Raw genomic sequence first — 18,176 nt, 5'->3', positions numbered from 1 at the left:
AAGAATCATTTCCACCTCATCGACCGATCAACGCCGGCGGCCGATCAATCCCTGACGTAGTCGCGCCACAGCGCCTGATAGACCGGGCATTCGGCATTCAGAGCCTCATGGCTGCCCGTGCCGACGATTCTGCCGTCGTCGAGCACGACGATCATGTCGGCCGAACGCGCCGAAAAGAGATGATGCGTGACGATGATGACGAGGCGGTCGCGGCCGAAGGCCAGCAGCTCACGCTCGAGCGCCATCGCCGATTCGGCGTCGAGCGCCGAAGTAGGTTCGTCGAAAACGGCGATGTGCGGATCGCGCAGCACGGCGCGCGAAATCGCCAGGCGCTGGCGCTGGCCGCCGGAGAGGTTCTGCCCTGCCTGCACCAGTTCGGTGTCGATGCCTTTGGGCAGGCCGGCGGTGAACTTGTCGGCGGAGGAAAACGCCAGCGCCTTGTCGATCTCGTCGTCGCGAAGCGGGCGCGGCAGCGACGCCTGAAGGTTCTCGCGGATGGTACCCGAAAACAGCGACGTCTCCTGGTCGACAACACCTATGCGGCCGCGCAGCCAGCGCGGATTGTAGGCGCGGACGTCGATGCCGCCGATTGCCACCTTGCCGGCATGATCGCGCTCCAGTCCCAAAAGCACGCGCAGCAGGCTGGACTTGCCGGAGCCATTGCGGCCGACGATCGCCACGACGCCCGTCGCCGGCAGCACCAGGCTGACACCGTTGAGTGCCGCAGCCGTCGCCTCGGGATAGCGGAAGGTCAGATCCTCGACCGTGATCGGGCCGAAATCAGCAGCACGCAGCGCCGGGGCAACGATGGCGCGCTCCGGCTGGCGCTTGAGGAAAGCCGCGAGGGCCGAGACGGTGGCGCTCACCGAATGGAACTGGATCAGGATGCCGGCACTGGTCAGCATCGGCATGGTCGCCCGGGTGACGAGCAGCTGCAGCGCAAGCAGGCCACCGATCGTGAGATCGCCGCGCAGGATGCGCCAGCAGCCGACGAGGACGACGAGCAGCGTCAGGATCTCGCTCAGCAGGCCAAGCGTGAACGAATAGGAGTGCGAGAGGTCGAGTATGTGCCAGCGCGCCTTGATGGCTTCGGCCGACTTCGCGGACCAGCGCCCGATGAAGAAGCGCTCAACCGCATTCGACTTGATGCCGCGGATGTTGCCTACCGTTTCAGCGGTCGCCCCCTGCAGGGCGCCGTTGAGGCGGAACGAGCTGCGGCTCGCCTCGCCCAGCTGGGCATTGGTCTTGCGGGCAAAAACGGCGAAGATCAGGGCAACGACAAAGGCCAGCAGGCAGATGAGATAGTCGTAGTACAGCGCCACGGCGAACGAGACGGCAGCACTTAACATGGTGAGGAAGAAATTCGGCGCAGCGCTCAGCATGAAGGTGGCGACACGCTGGGATTCGTTGAGGAGGTTGATCGTGCTTCCGCCTGCGGATGCCGAACTCTCATAGGGGATGCGCATGAGGCGGAAGTAGATGCGTCTCGACAGCCGGGCGGTGAACCTTGCGTCCACGTCGTTGATCAGCGAGTTGTGCCAGCGTGAGGTCATGTGCCTGATAACCGCCGCCACGATGGCGATGGCGGCGAACTGGGTCGCTGCCCAACCGTCCTTGCCGACCATGACGCTGTCGACGATCTTCTGCGAAAGGATCGGAACCGTCACCGAGAGCACGATTCCGGCTAGCGAAAGTGCAATGGCAAGAAAAAACTTACGGCGGTAGATGCCCATGATCCGCATCAGTATCCGCCAATCGCCGAGCGGTATCTTGCGCAAGGCGTTCAGTTTCTCTCGAAATTTCATTGCCTACCCGACGCCGCTCGAACAACAGGGACGGGTTCGCTAGGTCATTCGCGCTTTCCTGTCAAATAATATGACAATGATAGTCATATTATTGTGAAACGCTTCGGCGAAAATCGCCCGCCTCGCGGAACGACGAACAAAACAAGTCTTCCAGATCCTCGCCAGCCGTAGCTGGGCGGCGCCGGCATGTGTCTGTTCCAGGTGAGGCCAGGTGTCGCGCCGCGCATCACCCGGCTTGCACACACCGCAGGACCCATTATACAGCCATCACCAATCTTGAGTCACAGACTCATATTAACTTACGCCAGCCCTTCGTTCGCGGACAGCCAGCTTTTCCAGATTTTTCGAGGGGGCTGTCATGTCTAACGTTCACACCGGCCGCGGTTCGCGGTCGCAAATGCTTCTGGCCGGCGTTTCGCTTCTGTTGCTGCAATCGGCCGGTATCGCCAGTGCCCAGACGGCAACGACACCGGCCAAGAAGGTCGAGGAAACGAAGCCGCTGCTGAGCAATGAAGAGCGCATCGTGCTCGACAGGCTCGTCGTCACATCGGCGCGCACCACCGGCAAGGTGCTCGACATTCCGATGTCGGTGTCGGTCATCGACCGCGAGACGCTGCAGCGCCATGTCGTCCGCGACATCCAGGACATGGTTCGCTACGAGCCGGGCGTCACCGTCTCGCGCACGACATCGCTTACCAATCCGTTCGGCCAGCTGACCGGCTTCAACATCCGCGCCATGGGCGGCAACCGCGTCCAGATGAGTGTCGACGGCAGCCGCATCCAGGAGCAGATCATCGACGGCAGCCGCGACTTCGTCGACCCCTTCAACATGCGCAGCGCCGAGATCGTACGCGGTCCGAACTCGGTGCTCCAGGGCGCCGACGCGCTGGGTGGCGCAGTCGCATTCCGCACGCTCGACCCCGACGATCTTCTCAACGGCTCGAAGCCATGGGCAGTCGAGATGAAGACCGCCTATGACAGCTACGACGATTCGTTCCGCAAGCAGGTGAGTGCGGCCGCTGAATCCGGCGACTTCAAGTTCCTCGGCAGCTTCGGTCATCTCGGGGCGTCGGAAGGCGATTTCAGCAACAGCCGCGCCGATGGCGGCCAGTGGGGCTGTCCACGCCAGGCGATCTGGCCGTGCAACAAGGCGTTTCCCGCCGACACCGACGCCTTCAACGGTCTGATGAAGCTGCAGTGGAACCCGACCCAGGATCACGAGGTCAAGCTGACCGGCGAGTGGTTCAACCGCAACACGACGATCCAGCAGATGTACGACTCGTCTGCGGGATCGACGTACGTCAACACCAGCTGGCAGCGCGAACTGGAGATGGAGCGTTACAGGCTGGCCCTGTCGCACGACTGGAAGGTCGACGCGCCGTGGCTCGATGAGATCAAGTGGCAGATCTCCTATTCGCCGCAGAAGCGCGACACCTACAGCAATCAGCTGCGCACCTACCCAACGCGCCGCCAACAGAACATCCAGGTCCGCAATTATGGCGAGGATTTCCTCGAGGCCGACGTGCAGGCCAACTCGTCCTTCGAACTGGGCGGCCTGTCGCACAAGCTGACCTATGGTTTCGACGGCGATCTGACCAAGAGCAACTATGACGGCTACAACATCACCAACAACCTGACAGCTGGCACCACGACCACCGCCAACAACCAGGGCTTCAACTTCCCGAAGGTCGACACCGTCCGCGCCGACATCTACCTTCAGGATGAGATCAAGCTGTTCGACGACCGGCTGACCATCACCCCAGGCGCGCGCCTGGCGCACTATTCCATCGATCCCACCGGCGACGCCGACTACAAGCCGAAGCCCGGCTTCGAGCCCAAGAAGATCGACGAGACCAAGCTGATCAAGCGGATCAGCGCGATGTATGAGCTGAACGACACCTATACGCTCTATGCCGGCTATGGCGAAGGCTTCAAGATGCCGACGTCGCAGCAGTTGTTCGTGTCGTCAGACAATCTTTTTACGTCTCCGCCATCCGTCCTGATTCCCAATCCGAACCTGAAGCCTGAATCCGTGCGCAGCTATGAGGCCGGCATTCGTGGCGAGCTCGACAAGGGTTACTTCAGCCTCACGGCCTTCTATGCCGACTACAAGGATTTCATCCGCTCTCTGCAGGAGGTTCCGGGCAGGCCGAACCACTACACCTCAGACAATGTCGAGGACGTGAAGGTCTGGGGCATCGAGTTCGGCGGCGAGTACGAGGTCTACGAAAACCTCTACCTGAACGGCTCGATCTCCTACCAGAAGGGCACGCAGCGGATTTCGGCAAGTGCTGCCGAAACGGCCTTCGACGGTGCGGTACCGCTCACCGCGGTGCTGGGCGGGCGTTACCTTGTCCCCGACTGGAACCTCGAAACGGAGTTGGTCGCCACCTTCGCCCATGGCGTCACCGAACGCGCCGACCCCAACGCCTTCAAGCCGGGCGGTTATGCTGTGTTCGACGCCTATGCCCGCTGGAAGCCGACCGAAAATGTCGATGTCGACTTCGGCATCCAGAACATCTTTGACCGCCGCTATTTCCCCAACACCCTCACTGGCGTCACCAACGTGATCTCGGGGCCGGTGGCCAACGCCAACAATCCGGAAATGCAGGTGGCGCCAGGCCGCACCTTCAAGCTCGGCGCAACGGTGCGCTTCTGAGCCAGATCGACAGCGATCCGACGCAGGGCACGTTGCCCCTGCGTCTTGCATGAAAGGCCATCGCGGTGACCAACGTCCTCAGGCAGTTCGTTCGCCTGCTCAAGCTCTGCATTGCCGGCAAGGGTGGCAAGACGAGCCTCGTCTACCTCACCGCGGTCATCGCGCTGCAACTGGCCGGCATCTATTTCACCATCAGGCTGGTGAGCTGGACCTCGGAATTCTACGGTGCGCTGGAAAAGGTCGACGCCAAGGCGGCGGTCTGGCAGATCTGGATCTTTGCCGGCATCGTCGCAGCCAATTCGGTGCGCTCACTGACGGCAGATTACCTGCAGAAAATGTTGCATATCAGGTGGCGCAGGTCACTGACCGAGGCAGCCCTCGACTCGTGGTTCGCCGACCGCGCCTATTGGCGACTGACCCAGGGCGACTGCCCGCGCGAGGTCGACAATCCCGACCAGCGCATCGCCGACGATTGCGGCCTGTTCGTCAAGGGTATCCTCGACGAAGGCATCGAGCTGATCACCAAGATCGTCGGTATCTTCTCCTTTCTCGCGCTGCTGTGGGGGCTGTCGACCTTCGCGCTCAACTTCTCGCTGTTCGGTTTCGACGTCTCGATCCCGCGTTACATGGTCTGGGCGGCGTTCATTTATGTCGCGCTGTCGAGCGGGCTGACGCATCTGCTCGGCCGGCCGCTGAAATCGCTGTTCTACACGCAGCAGAAGCGCGAAGGCGATTTCCGCTTCGCCATGGCGCGCATCCGCCAGTCGGCCGACGAGATCGCGTTGATGGGTGGCGAGAACGTCGAGCGCACCGGGCTCGACCGCCGCTTCGACGGCATCGCACAGAACTGGCGCAAGATGGCGGGCCGCGAATTCCTGCTCGGCTGCTTCACCTTTCCCTATTCGCACACGGTGCTGCGCATCCCGCTGTTCGTTGCCCTGCCCGGCTTTCTCGCCGGCAGCATTGCGCTTGGCGGCCTGATGCAGATCGCCATGGCGTTTTCCAACGTCGTCACCACGCTGTCCTGGTTCATCTTCTCCTACAAGCCGCTGTCGAACCTCGTCGCCGCGTCTTCCCGTCTCGATGGCTTCCTCGCCGCGACCGAGGCGGTGCGCGGCCGTGCTTCGGGCATCGTCCAAGAGGCGTCGTCCGGCGGACTGCATGTGCACAAGCTCACGCTGCGGACACCGGAGGGGCGCGAGCTGCTGCCGCTACCGCGCCTCGATATCGGCGCCGGCGAAGCAGTGTGGCTGCGCGGGCAGTCGGGGCTCGGCAAGACCACTCTGCTCAAGGCGATGGCCGGCGGCTGGGACCATGGCGACGGTCGCATCGAGATGCCCTCGGCCAGCAAGCTGTTCCTGTCGCAGAAGGCCTATTTCCCGCAAGGCGACGTCTTCGAAGCGGTCGCCTACCCCGCGCCAGCCGAGGCCTTCACGCGACAGGAATTGCGACAGGCTATCGAAGCCGTCGGCTTCGGCGACAGCGACATGCTGCGGCTCGAAGATGCCTGGGAAGGCCATCCGCTGGTGTTGTCTGGCCTCTCTGGTGGCGAACTGCAGCGCTTGGCGCTGGCTCGCGCGCTTGTGCTGAAGCCGGACTGGCTGTTCCTCGACGAAGCCACCAGCGCGCTCGACGAGACGGCCGAGGCCGAACTGTTTTCCGTGCTCAAGAAAGAGTTGCCGGCCACGACTTTCGTTATCGTCGCGCACCGCAGCCCGAAGGCGCTGGGGACCATTCGCGTCATCGATCTCGATCCGAAAGCCGAAGCGGCGAACGAAAATCCAGCACTGCAATTCGCATAGGAAATGCCCATGACCGCCCGCACGCCCCACAAACGCGAACGCCTCGACGTCGCCCCCACCGCCCTGCTGGCGCGGCTGCCGGCCATCGGCCGGGTGATGATCAATTCGGAACGCCTTGGCGCCACTCACGAGCGCATCGGCCCGGTCGAGAAAGTTCGCATCGAGGATGGCTGGCTGGTCTGCGAAGGGGCCGAGCACAACTCCCGCATCGAGCTGGCGGCGGTCGTCACAATCATCGTCGATCGCACGTCGGTGATGCGCGAAAAATCCTATCCGCGCATCGAACTGCGCGGCGCCGACGGTGAGAGCATCGCCAATGTCACCGGCTTCGAGGGCCTCGAACCGTTCGACGCCGTGCTTGCGGCCTTCCCGCAAGGCACCGAGCTTGCCGCCGAAGAGCGGACCGGCAGCCTGGACGAGCGCAAGGAACTGGACGCCGACGATGCCGGGCTCGAACCCTTCGCCGCGGCCGAGCGCAACGGCGGCCGCGTCAGGATCGAGTTCAGCCGTCCGTCCTTCTGGCAGGCCTGGGAAGGCGACATGCCGGTGGTCAAGCCTGTCATGGGCTACGTCAACGTCATGCGGCCGGACTTCCATCTTCATCTCAAGGGCGGATCGGTCGGCGGCTGGCGCCGCGAGGACAACGCAGGCGAGGCGCGCTTCGTCGCGCTGACCGCCGAAGGCGCCGAGACCGGGCTCACCGTTTCGGGCGCGCAGACGAGCTTCGGGTGACCGTCATGACCGAATGGAACCACCCTGTCGCGACATGGCTCGACGCCGACAGCGGAGCTTTGCTCGATCATAGGGCGTTGATGCGCGAGGTCGCGCAGAGCGACGTGCTGCTGCTCGGCGAAACGCATGACCGCTTCGACATCCACCGCTGGCAGTTGCATGTCTGCACGGCGATGCGGACTTTGCGCAATGACATCGTCATCGGTTTCGAGATGTTTCCGCGCCGGTTGCAGCCGGTGCTCGACCAGTGGGTCGCCGGCAGTCTTGAGCGGGACGAATTTCTGAAGGCTGCCGAATGGGGCAAGGTCTGGGGGTTCCCGGCCGAGCTCTACCTTCCGATCTTCCATTTCTGCCGCGAGTTTGGCGTGCCGATGCTGGCGCTCAATTGCTACCGCGAACTGGTGACGCGGGTCGGCAAGGAAGGCTGGGACGCCGTTCCTGTCGACGAGCGTGACGGTCTCACGCCCTCGGCAAACGCGACGCCGGCCTATCGGCAATATCTGTTCGATACCACCGGCGGCGGCTCGCCGGCGCGCAAGGTGACCGCGCCCGAGGCGCCGGAGTTCGACCGTTTCGTCCGGGCGCAGCAGACCTGGGATCGGGCGTTTGCCTGCAACATCGCCAAAGCGCGGACGGCCGACAGCTCGCCGCTGGTGATCGGCATCATCGGCCGCGGACATCTCGAATTTGGCCATGGCACGCCGTTCCAGCTGAAAGATCTCGGCGTCGACAAGGTGACGACGCTGCTGCCCAACGACACGGCGCAGGTCGACCAGGGCAAGGTCAGGGGAATTGCCCGGGCGCTGTTCCGGCTGCTGCCTCAAGCCGACGCCAGGCCAGCCGCCTGACGCGGGCAGAAGCTGCTTTTGGCAAAAGCTCTCCAGAAAAGAAAAAAGCGGGCATAGGCCCGCTTCCCTCTGGCTCCTGAGACTTGCATGCCGCCGGTACATTCGTGGTCGGCCAGCTGTCAATCAGGGCAAATGCAGCATTCCGCGGCAAAACCCACCATCGTATCTCGATGAGCGTTTCGCTCCCGGCGGAGTGCCGATGGGCCTTCATATGGGGAGGGATGTTCTACAAAACAATAGGCTAGCTGACAGCAAGGCCGTCATTCTTGATCGTACATCGACCGACTGGCATCCTGCCCCGCGCATCGGCCCGAAAATCGGAGTCGTTTTTCGGAAAGCACGACGCCCAGGTGCGTACACATGGGCTGACGCTCCAGGCAGGATTGGCAGTCAGGTGATGCCGCTTGCTACTTTGCAGCGCGCGCCACGCGCTTCTTCTTGGCTTCTACGGGTTTCAAGGCCTCGGCAGCGCGGTCGGCCTCGTCCTTGGCCAAGCGCAGTTCCCGCAACTTTGCGGTCTTGATGGCCCGAGCCTTTGCTTCTGACTGATAATCGGCCATTGCGCTGTTGCGCTCCGCTGCCTTCTTCTGCGCCTCGATCGAACGGGACTGCGCTTTTTCCAGAAAATTTTCCATGGCTACATCCAATATCTGAAATCCTCTTCGTGTGCGGAAAATAAAAGTTCCACTGCGCCCTAAATAGGGTTTCTCGGCCTGGAATTCAAATTCCCGACCTATTTGCACTGAATCATATTTTCAATCCGACCTATTGCCCCTGTTATTTTTGAATACTCACGCGCATACGGAATAATTTTTGGCACTCCTGTCATTCGAGTGCCAAAGGGCGTATATAGGACATGCGGTCCCCTATGCGCCGGCTGCAGAAAGAACATTCATGAAATTCCGACCACTTCACGACCGCGTCGTCATTCGGCGCGCCGAAGGCGACATCAAATCCAAGGGCGGCATCATCATCCCCGACAATGCCAAGGAAAAGCCTCAGCAAGGCGAAGTCCTTGCCGTTGGTCCAGGCACCCGTGACGAAAGCGGCAAGCTGATCCCGCTCGACGTCAAGGCCGGCGACACGGTGCTGTTCGGCAAGTGGTCGGGCACCGAGGTCAAGATCGACGGTGCCGATGTCCTGATCATGAAGGAAGCCGACGTCATGGGCATAGTCGACACGCGCGAAGCGGCCAAGAAAGCCGCCTGATCCGGCTTTGCGACCTCAAGAACGAACTGGACGAAAATCATGCCTGCCAAGGAAATCAAATTTTCGACCGATGCCCGCGACCGCATGTTGCGCGGCGTCGAGCTGCTCAACAACGCCGTCAAGGTGACGCTCGGCCCTAAAGGCCGCAACGTCATCATCGACCGCGCTTATGGCGCGCCGCGCATCACCAAGGACGGCGTCACCGTCGCCAAGGAGATCGAGCTTTCCGACAAGTTCGAGAACATGGGCGCACAGATGGTGCGGGAAGTGGCCTCGAAGACCAACGACCTTGCCGGTGATGGAACAACGACGGCAACGGTGCTCGCTGCATCCATCCTCCGCGAAGGTGCCAAGCTGGTGGCCGCCGGCATGAACCCGATGGACCTCAAGCGCGGCATCGATCTTGCCGTGGCAGCGGTGGTCAAGGACATCCAGGCGCGCGCCAAGAAGGTCAAGTCTTCGGACGAGATCGCCCAGGTCGGCACCATTGCCGCCAATGGCGATGCCACTGTCGGCGCCATGATCGCCAAAGCGATGGACAAGGTCGGTAATGAGGGTGTCATCACTGTCGAGGAAGCCAAGACCGCCGAGACCGAACTCGACGTCGTCGAAGGCATGCAGTTCGACCGTGGTTACCTCAGCCCCTACTTCGTCACCAATGCCGACAAGATGCGCGCTGAGCTGGAAGACCCCTACATCCTCATCCACGAGAAGAAACTCGGCAATCTGCAGGCCCTGCTGCCAATCCTCGAAGCGGTGGTGCAGAGCGGCAAGCCGCTGCTCATCATCTCGGAAGACGTCGAAGGCGAGGCCTTGGCCACGCTCGTCGTCAACAAGCTGCGTGGCGGCCTGAAGGTCGCCGCCGTCAAGGCACCCGGCTTCGGCGATCGCCGCAAGGCGATGCTGGAGGACATTGCCATCCTGACCACCGGCCAGATGATCTCGGAGGATCTCGGCATCAAGCTCGAGAACGTCACCATCGAGATGCTCGGCCGGGCCAAGCGCGTGCTCATCGACAAGGACACGACAACGATCATCGACGGCTCCGGCGGCAAGGCCGGCATTGCCGCCCGGGTTGCGCAGCTGAAGATGCAAATCGAAGAAACAGCCTCGGACTACGACAAGGAGAAGCTGCAGGAACGCCTGGCGAAGCTCGCTGGTGGCGTTGCCGTCATTCGCGTCGGCGGGGCGACCGAAACCGAGGTCAAGGAAAAGAAGGATCGCATCGACGATGCGCTGAACGCCACACGGGCAGCTGTCGAAGAAGGCATCGTCGCCGGTGGCGGCGTGGCCCTGCTGCGGGCCAAGGCAGCGCTTGAGGCGCTCACCGGAGCGAACGCCGACGTCACTGCCGGCATTTCGATCGTGCTGAAGGCGCTCGAGGCGCCGATCCGGCAGATCGCGGACAACGCCGGCGTCGAAGGCTCTGTCGTCGTCGGCAAGCTGATGGAAAGCAAGGATGCCAATCTGGGCTTCAATGCGCAGACGGAGGCCTATGTCGACATGATCAAGGCCGGTATCGTCGATCCCGCCAAGGTCGTTCGCACCGCACTGCAGGATGCCGGCTCGATCGCAGCGCTGCTGATCACCGCCGAAGCCATGATCGCCGACAGTCCGGCGAAGGAAGCCTCCAACGGCGGCAGCCCAGCCGGCATGGGCTACTAAGCGACACCTGAACCATCTGGCCGCAATGCGGCTGGATGGTGACTTCCCACTATCAACAAGGAACGTTTCCATGGCTATGCAGAGCAACCAAAAGCAGTCCCTCGCCGCACGTTGGGAGAATTACCAACCGTCCAAATCCACGCTTGTCTGGACATGCGTCGGCACCGCCGTCGCCACGATGATCATCGGCTTCAGCTGGGGTGGTTGGGTCACCGGCGGCACTTCGCAGACACTTGCGCAGACAGCCGGCGACGTGGCGCGCGGTCAGCTCGCCTCGACCATCTGCGTCGAGCGGTTCAATGCGGCACCCGATGCAGCGGCAAAGCTGGTCGAACTGAAGGCCAAGTCGGTCGGATATGACAGGCAGAAGTTTGTCGAGACCGGCGGCTGGGCTACCATGCCGGGCGAAACCTCTCCCGACCGTCGCGCCTCCATCGGCTGCGCGACCGCGCTCGCAGCCTGATATCTGGCGAATCTTCCTACGTCCGCGCCGGAGACACCGGCGCGGACAGTTCGCGCTCTACCAGGTCTCAAACTCAGCCTGATTTTCTTCCCGAAAGACTAGTGCTGCCGCCGCCAGGACATTTCCCGGCGGGCTCCTCGGCTTCAGCAGAATAGGATTTCGCCCATGATCAAGTTTTCAAGCAAGACCGGCACGCCGCCGAAGCCCGCAGATGCCGAAGAAAACCGGTTTGATTTCATCCGCAAGACGGCAGCCGCGCAACATAAGAAGTCGGACGATGACACCAGGCGGCGCGAGCGGCAAACTGCGGAAGACGACCAAACGGAATGAATTGCAGGGCAGTTAGCCCGCTTGGTGCCGGGCAAATTTGACGTCGCCCGCCGAAGCCACAATGATCACTTCATCGCCGAGTGACCACTCCGCTGCGCGCGCGGCGAGATGCGCAGGAACGCCCTCAGAACCGCCAGGGCCAGGCGGCACGTCGTAAGTGGCGTGCCCGTCATGCGGCAGGATCACGCCGTAGCCGGTCGCCATCGCGGTTCGGGCCGTCGTCGCCAGACACATCTCCGACAGCATGCCGCAGATGGCGATGGTCCCGACGCGAGCTGCCACCAGCAAGTCGTTCAGGTTGGTGCCGACGAAGCCATCATCAGCCTGTTTGCGCACGACATGCTCGCCAGGGCGCGGCGGGAAATGCAGCTGCCAGCCTGACGTATATGGCTCGTCGACGGCGCCTAAAGGGCCGTCGTTCTGGATGAAGATGACGGGTACGCCTGCAAGGCGCGCTTGATCCAGCAACAGCGTCACCGCTGACAGAAGGCTGAGGTGATCAGGGACCGCTTCGGCGCCCGAGACAAAGGCGCGCTGAACGTCGACTATGACCAACGCTTCGACGGTCGGCACCTCGCCCATGTAAACCTCCCGACTTGCTTGCACCGATACCCCCTCGCCCGAACGACAAGCATATGGTGAGCGGCTCAGACGATGTCATCGAGCGCCATGCGCTGGCGGTGCATTTCGAGGAGCACGCGGTAGTCGCGGTCGAAGCGTTGGCGCGCTGAAGGATTGGGTTGGCGCGCGCGGCCTTCCTGGCGCATCGCGGTGCAGGCACCGGTGAGGCTCGGATAGAGACCGGCAGCGGCCGCAGCCGCCATAGCCGTGCCCAACAGCACGGCGTCGCCGCCCAGCGGCTCGACGACGGTGCAGCCTGTGGCGTCGGCATAGAGCTCCATGAGCAGCGGATTGCGGGTGTGTCCGCCGGTCACATGCAGCGTATCGATGCCATAACCATTGGCGTTGAAGGCATCGAGTATGTGGCGAAGCCCAAGTGCTATGGCGACAGCCGTGCGCCAGTAGAGCCGGCAGAGGCTGTCGAAGGACGAATCGAGCGTCAGCCCGCTGATCACACCAAGGGCGTGCGGATCGGCCAGCGGCGAGCGATTTCCGTGGAAGTCGGGCAGTACATGCAGCCGGCCGGCGAGATCGAGGCCCTCCACAGTGCGCAGTTCCATGATGCGGTCGGTGATGCGCCGGTAGAGCGCAGCGTCGGGTTCGCCGCCGGCGCCGTGCCAGCGGATGACATGGTCGAGCAGCGCGCCCGTCGCCGACTGGCCGCCCTCGCTCAGCCAGAGACCGGGCAGTGCCGCACCAAAATATGGCCCCCAGACCCCGGCAAAGGCGCGCGGCTCGGGCGACATCGCCATGACGCAGCTTGAGGTTCCGGCGATCAGCGCGAGATGGCGTTCGATGCCGGACAGGCCGCCGATGACGCCGAGGGCGCCGGCAAAGGCGTCGATCATGCCTGCACCGACACGGCAGGCCGTGGTCAGGCCGAGCGCTTCGGCGGCAGCCGGGGTGAGCGGCCCGAGATCTGCGCCCACCGGACTGGCGCGCTCGGGCAAGGCGGCATGCTCGAAGATGTCGGTGAGGCCGACCGCCGCAAAGAAATCGTGACGCCAGGCCTCACGTTCATGGGCCAGATAGGTCCATTTGGCGGTCAGCGTGCATTGCGAGCGGGCGAGCGAACCGCAGGCCCTGTGACTGAGAAAGTCGGCGAGATCAAAGAGCTGGCCGGTCCGCGCCCAACTCTGCGGCAGGTGGCGCTTGACCCACATCAGCTTGGGCGTCGCCATTTCGGGCGACATCACCCCGCCGGCATAACCGAGCACTTCGTGACGGGTAGCGGTGCATTCATCGGCTTCTGCCAGGGCGCGATGGTCGAGCCAGACGATGGTGTCCCAACGCTGTTCGCCATTGCTCGAAACGCCGACCTGTTCGCCCGCCTTGCCGCGGAACACCGTCGAGCATGTCGCGTCGAAACTGATGCCGACGATGCTGGCCGGATCGACGCCCGCAGCCTTGCCGGCATCGCGTACAGCCTGACAGACAGCCGACCAGATCTGCTCGGAATCATGTTCGCAATGGCCCGACGCCGAGCGGTTCATGGCGATGGAGTGTTCGGCGCGCCCGAGCAGCTTGCCCGAGCCATCGAAGATGCCGGCGCGCGCGCTGCCGGTGCCGACATCGACAGCACACAGATAGGCCGCCATCAGAACGACGATGCCCCAAACGGCGCGATAGCGCGGCCATGGCCAAGGCCTGTCGGCGACAAATTCAGATGAGGCAAGGATGCGCGGATCAACACCATGACGCGCAGTCTATATGCGCGCCATGACCAATTCCAGCGGTCAGCCTCGGCCTGGATTTGGCTCAGAGGCGACCGCCGAGATAACGCGTCAACGTCTCCTTGGTGCCCAGCTGCCAGAGCATGCCGAGGCTGTCGGCGAAGGCAGCCGCGAAGGTCGCCGACTTGCCGACATCGCCATAGATGTCCTCCATCGCCAGCCACGCGGCGGGCGCATTCTTTGCAGCCTGTGCTGTCTGCTGCAGGCGATCCCAGTTTGGGTCATTGGGTTCGATGACGGCACCGGAATCGGTCACCCCGAAGCAATAGCGGCACCAGAGTGCCGATTCGAGCGCCAGCCCCGATATGCCAGCGCCCGCCTTCAGGCGATCCGATATGGTCGGGATGATGAATTTCGGCTGCCGGTTGGAACCGTCGAGACAGAGGCGGCGGACGGTGTCGCCGATCTTGGGATTGGAAAACCGGCGCTCGATGAGCTGGCAATACTCCTCCAGCACCACGCCGGGTACCGGCGGCACCGTGGGCATGATCTCCTCGCGCTCCAGCTTGGCCAGGAAGGCGCGCACCAGCGGATTTTCCATCGCCTCGTGGACGAAATGAATGTCCATCAACCCGGCGGGATAGGCGATCGTGGCGTGGCCGCCATTGAGGATGCGGATCTTCATCAGCTCGAACGGAGCGACGTCATGGACGAACTGGACGCCGACCTTTTGCAGCGCCGGACGGCCGTCAGTGAAATGGTCTTCCATCACCCATTGCTTGAACGGCTCGCAGAACACCGGCCAGCTGTCCTCGACGCCGAAGTCGCTGGCGAGAATGCCGCGCTCGCGATCGGTGGTGGCGGGCGTGATGCGGTCGACCATCGAGTTCGGAAAAGCGACGTTATCGCGGATCCAGTCGGCGAAGGTTTCGTCCGCGAGCCGCGCCAGGCCGATCACCGCATCGGCCGTGACCCGGCCATTGTGGGGAATGTTGTCGCAGGACATCACGGTGAATGGCACGACCCCGTCCTGGCGCCGGCGCCGGAGGCCGGCGAGGATGATGCCGAACACGGTCCTGGGTGCAGCGATGTTCTGGGCATCGGCGACGATATCGGGATGGGTCGGGTTGAACATGCCGGACGCCGGATCGATGAAGTAGCCGCCTTCGGTGATGGTCAGCGAGACGATGCGGATCGCAGGGTCGGCGAGGCGCTCGATGATGGCGCCAGCATCCCCGGGGGTCAGGAAATCGATCATGACCGACGTGACGCGGGCGCTCATATGGCCGCTGTCCTGCTCGACGACCGTAGTCAGCCAGTCCTGCCCGGCGAGCTTCGCTTGCCCGATCTTCTCGCCTTCGAACACGCCAGCGCCGACGATCGCCCAATCATGGCCGAGGCCGGTGTTGAACAGCTCGTCGAGATAGATCGCCTGGTGCGAGCGATGGAAGTTGCCGACGCCGAAATGGACGATTCCGGCCTTCAGCGATGCACGGTCATAAGTCGGGCGTGCGACCTTGGCCGGCAAATCCGGCAGCGTGGCGAGGGAGAGCTTCACTGTCATGGTTCGACGCTTTCTCTTGTTCGGCGCAAGCACCTCCGGCCCCTCGCTCCGTTGGTGGGCGAAGGTGGCTCGAAGGAGCGGATGAGGGACGACGCGAAATCGCGAAGGTTTGCGCTGCCCTCACCTGCCTGCCGGCATCCGCTTCCCGTCCCTTCGACAAGCTCCGAACGGGGAGGGAGCGCTGATTTCAACTCATCCAGTTGCCGCCATCGACGTTGTAGGTCTGGGCGACGACGTATTGGCTCTCCGGTCCGGCGAGGAAGATCGCCATGCCGACAAGGTCCTCGGCAGTACCCATGCGGCCGAAGGGAACGGCCTCGCCGACGAGGCGCTTCTTCTCGCCCCGGGGCCGGTTCTCGTAGCGGGCGAACAGTTCGTCGACATGCTCCCAATGCTCGCCCTCGACGACGCCGGGGGCGATGGCATTGACGTTGATGCCATGCTTGATCAGGTCGAGCCCCGCCGACTGGGTCAGGCTGATGACCGCGGCCTTGGTGGCGCAGTAGACGGCGACCAGCGCCTCGCCACGACGCCCGGCCTGGCTCGCCATGTTGATGATCCTGCCGCCCTTGCCGCGTGCGATCATCGCGCGGGCAGCAGCCTGCAAGGTGAACAGCGTGCCGGCGACATTGACCGCAAACAGCTTGTCGTAGCTTGCCCTTGAAATCTCGACGATCGGCGCGAGATCGAACAGGGCGGCGTTGTTGACCAGTATGTCGAGCCCGCCGGTCTTTTGCTCCACGACCTTGATCGCCGCTTCGATCGAGCTCTGGTTGGTGACGTCGAGGCTGACGGCATAGGCCGACGGTCCGATTTCGGCAGCCGTCTTCATCGCGGCGTCGAGATTGATGTCGCCGATGGCAACCACGGCCCCTTCACGGACATAGGCCTCGGCGAACACCCGGCCGATGCCGCGCGCGGCACCGGTGATCAGCGCCGACTTGCCCTGGAGACGACCGCTCACATGGCCCTCCCGTCGGCGCCGAAGCGGTGGATCTTGTTCGGGCTCGGCGTCAGATAGACGGTCTCGCCATGGCGCACGCCAAGATCGCCGTCGGCGCGCACCGTGAGCGTGCCGACATCACCGGCTTGGACGTGCAGGAAGGTGTCGGAGCCGAGATGTTCGGCAACGCCGACGGTTGCCTTCCACTCGCCTGATGTTGTCGAGATGCCGAGATGCTCGGGCCGCACACCGATCGTCGTCGCGCCATGCTTAGCGGCGGCCGTGCCGTTGATCAGGTTCATCTTGGGCGAGCCGATGAAGCCGGCGACGAACAGGTTCTTCGGCGTCTTGTAGAGTTCCATCGGCGAGCCGACCTGCTCGATGTTGCCGGCGTTCAGCACCACGATCTTGTCGGCCATGGTCATCGCCTCGACCTGGTCGTGGGTGACGTAAATCATCGTCGTCTTGAGCTGGTGGTGCAGTTCGCTGATCTCCAGCCGCATGGTGCCGCGCAGCGCGGCGTCGAGGTTGGACAACGGCTCGTCGAACAGGAAAGCCGAGGGCTGGCGCACGATGGCGCGGCCGATGGCGACACGCTGGCGCTGACCGCCGGAGAGCTGGCCGGGACGGCGTTCGAGGTAGTTGGTCAAGTTGAGGACACGCGCGGCGTCCTTGACCTTCTTGTCGATGACGGCTGCGTCCTCGCCCGCCATCTTCAGCGGGAAGGCGATGTTCTTGTAGACGGTCATGTGCGGGTAGAGCGCGTAGGACTGGAACACCATCGCCAGCCGGCGCTTGGCCGGTGCTTCACCGGTGACGTCGCGGCCATCGATGCTGATCGTGCCGGCCGAGGTATCCTCCAGTCCGGCGATCAGCCTGAGCAGGGTTGACTTGCCGCAACCCGACGGCCCGACGAAGACGACGAACTCGCCGTCTTCGATCTCGAGGTCGATCTCGGGGATGATTGTCGTTGCGCCGAAGGACTTCGACACTTTCTTGAGGGTGATGTTTCCCATGGTTTCCTCCCGCGGGGTCGACTACTTCACGGCGCCGAAAGTCAGGCCGCGGACGAGCTGGCGCTGGGAGAACCAGCCCATGATCAGGATCGGTGCTATGGCCAGCGTCGAAGCCGCCGACAGTTTCGCCCAGAACAGCCCCTGTGGACTGGAGAACGAAGCGATGAAGGCGGTCAGCGGTGCTGCGTTGGTGGTTGTCAGGCGGATCGTCCAGAAGGCCTCGTTCCACGCCAGGATGATGTTGAGCAGCATGGTCGAGGCGATGCCGGGCACCGCCATCGGCGTCAGCACATGGACGATTTCGCCCCACAAGGTGGCGCCGTCCATACGCGCTGCTTCCAGGATCTCGCCGGGAATTTCGCGGAAGTAGGTGTAGAGCATCCACACCACGATCGGCAGGTTGATCAGCATCAGCATGACGGTCAGGCCGATGCGGGTGTCGAGCAGGTTGGCGTCGCGGAAGATCAGGTAGATCGGCACCAGCACGGCGACCGCCGGCATCATCTTGGTGGAGAGCATCCACATTAGAATGTCCTTGGTCCGCTTGGTCGGCGAGAACGCCATCGACCAGGCAGCCGGAATGGCGATCAGCAACGCCAGGATGGTCGAGCCGGCGGCAATGATCACCGAGTTCAGGAAGAACTTGAAATAGTTGCTCTGCGCTTGGACCTCGGCATAGCTCTCCAGCGTGCCCGACGGGACCAGGCTGAAGCCGGCGATCGCCTCCGTCTCGGACTTGAAGCTGGTGATGATGGTGTAGAGGATCGGAAAGAAGATCAGCAGTGCAACCACCCAGGCTGCCACGGTGAAGCCTATCTTGCGTCGTGTCGAGACTGCACGTGCCAT

Annotated in this window: 16 protein-coding genes; 8 read left to right on the top strand and 8 right to left on the bottom strand. The window is 63.1% G+C overall.

Annotation, left to right across the window (positions count from 1 at the left end; genetic code table 11):
• Positions 1-44 precede the first annotated feature (44 nt).
• Positions 45-1,805: a peptidase domain-containing ABC transporter gene (locus Amn_RS02795; RefSeq protein WP_083948255.1), complete on the bottom strand. Its 1,761-nt coding sequence runs from the start codon at positions 1,803-1,805 to the stop codon at positions 45-47.
• Between the two features lie 358 nt (positions 1,806-2,163).
• On the opposite strand from Amn_RS02795, the gene Amn_RS02790 reads away from it, so the two are divergent.
• From Amn_RS02790 to Amn_RS02775, 4 genes are all read left to right on the top strand, one after another.
• Positions 2,164-4,464, top strand: coding sequence for a TonB-dependent hemoglobin/transferrin/lactoferrin family receptor (locus Amn_RS02790; RefSeq protein WP_286294487.1), 2,301 nt, complete (start codon positions 2,164-2,166; stop codon positions 4,462-4,464).
• A 65-nt stretch (positions 4,465-4,529) separates the two neighbouring features.
• Complete coding sequence (locus Amn_RS02785; protein WP_286294486.1) at positions 4,530-6,266, top strand: ABC transporter ATP-binding protein/permease; 1,737 nt, start codon at positions 4,530-4,532, stop codon at positions 6,264-6,266.
• 9 nt (positions 6,267-6,275) lie between these two features.
• Positions 6,276-6,998: a hypothetical protein gene (locus Amn_RS02780; protein ID WP_182573574.1), complete on the top strand. Its 723-nt coding sequence runs from the start codon at positions 6,276-6,278 to the stop codon at positions 6,996-6,998.
• A 5-nt stretch (positions 6,999-7,003) separates the two neighbouring features.
• A complete protein-coding gene (locus Amn_RS02775; protein ID WP_286294485.1) occupies positions 7,004-7,846 on the top strand; it encodes a ChaN family lipoprotein in 843 nt (280 codons plus the stop codon).
• A 407-nt stretch (positions 7,847-8,253) separates the two neighbouring features.
• On the opposite strand, the gene Amn_RS02770 is transcribed toward Amn_RS02775, so the two are convergent.
• Positions 8,254-8,481 (bottom strand): hypothetical protein, encoded by a 228-nt coding sequence (locus Amn_RS02770; RefSeq protein WP_067954773.1) that lies wholly within the window; start codon positions 8,479-8,481, stop codon positions 8,254-8,256.
• A gap of 259 nt (positions 8,482-8,740) precedes the next feature.
• On the opposite strand from Amn_RS02770, the gene Amn_RS02765 reads away from it, so the two are divergent.
• The 4 genes from Amn_RS02765 (at position 8,741) to Amn_RS02750 (ending at position 11,513) form a co-directional block, all read left to right on the top strand.
• Entirely contained in the window at positions 8,741-9,055 is a 315-nt protein-coding gene (locus Amn_RS02765) for a co-chaperone GroES (RefSeq protein ID WP_067954776.1), read from the top strand.
• Positions 9,056-9,094: 39 nt separating this feature from the next.
• Positions 9,095-10,720 (top strand): chaperonin GroEL, encoded by a 1,626-nt coding sequence (gene groL / locus Amn_RS02760; protein ID WP_067954778.1) that lies wholly within the window; start codon positions 9,095-9,097, stop codon positions 10,718-10,720.
• 70 nt (positions 10,721-10,790) lie between these two features.
• Positions 10,791-11,183 carry a hypothetical protein gene (locus tag Amn_RS02755; RefSeq protein WP_067954780.1) on the top strand — a complete coding sequence of 131 codons (393 nt, stop codon included), beginning with the start codon at positions 10,791-10,793 and terminating at the stop codon, positions 11,181-11,183.
• Between the two features lie 165 nt (positions 11,184-11,348).
• Positions 11,349-11,513 (top strand): hypothetical protein, encoded by a 165-nt coding sequence (locus tag Amn_RS02750; RefSeq protein WP_169808287.1) that lies wholly within the window; start codon positions 11,349-11,351, stop codon positions 11,511-11,513.
• 12 nt (positions 11,514-11,525) lie between these two features.
• On the opposite strand, the gene Amn_RS02745 is transcribed toward Amn_RS02750, so the two are convergent.
• The 6 genes from Amn_RS02745 to Amn_RS02720 form a co-directional block, all read right to left on the bottom strand.
• The gene (locus tag Amn_RS02745) at positions 11,526-12,095 is read right to left on the bottom strand and encodes an isochorismatase family protein (RefSeq protein WP_067954782.1); all 570 of its coding nucleotides are present in this window, start codon (positions 12,093-12,095) and stop codon (positions 11,526-11,528) included.
• A gap of 65 nt (positions 12,096-12,160) precedes the next feature.
• On the bottom strand, positions 12,161-13,732 hold the full coding sequence (locus Amn_RS02740; RefSeq protein WP_067954784.1) for an FGGY-family carbohydrate kinase: 1,572 nt from the start codon (positions 13,730-13,732) through the stop codon (positions 12,161-12,163).
• A gap of 160 nt (positions 13,733-13,892) precedes the next feature.
• Positions 13,893-15,371, bottom strand: a complete 1,479-nt coding sequence (locus Amn_RS02735) for a mannitol dehydrogenase family protein (RefSeq protein WP_286294483.1) — start codon at positions 15,369-15,371, stop codon at positions 13,893-13,895.
• Positions 15,372-15,558: 187 nt separating this feature from the next.
• Positions 15,559-16,335, bottom strand: a complete 777-nt coding sequence (locus tag Amn_RS02730) for an L-iditol 2-dehydrogenase (RefSeq protein WP_067954787.1) — start codon at positions 16,333-16,335, stop codon at positions 15,559-15,561.
• Positions 16,332-17,330, bottom strand: a complete 999-nt coding sequence (locus tag Amn_RS02725; protein ID WP_067954789.1) for an ABC transporter ATP-binding protein — start codon at positions 17,328-17,330, stop codon at positions 16,332-16,334. Before Amn_RS02725 ends, Amn_RS02730 begins: the two co-directional genes overlap by 4 nt.
• 21 nt (positions 17,331-17,351) lie before the next feature.
• Entirely contained in the window at positions 17,352-18,176 is an 825-nt protein-coding gene (locus Amn_RS02720; RefSeq protein ID WP_286294481.1) for a carbohydrate ABC transporter permease, read from the bottom strand.

It is taken from the genome of Aminobacter sp. Y103A, from assembly GCF_030294925.1.
Classification (GTDB): Bacteria; Pseudomonadota; Alphaproteobacteria; order Rhizobiales; family Rhizobiaceae; genus Aminobacter; species Aminobacter ciceronei.
Note: the sequence above shows the minus strand (reverse complement) of the source record. Positions and strands in the feature narration are given on the sequence as shown.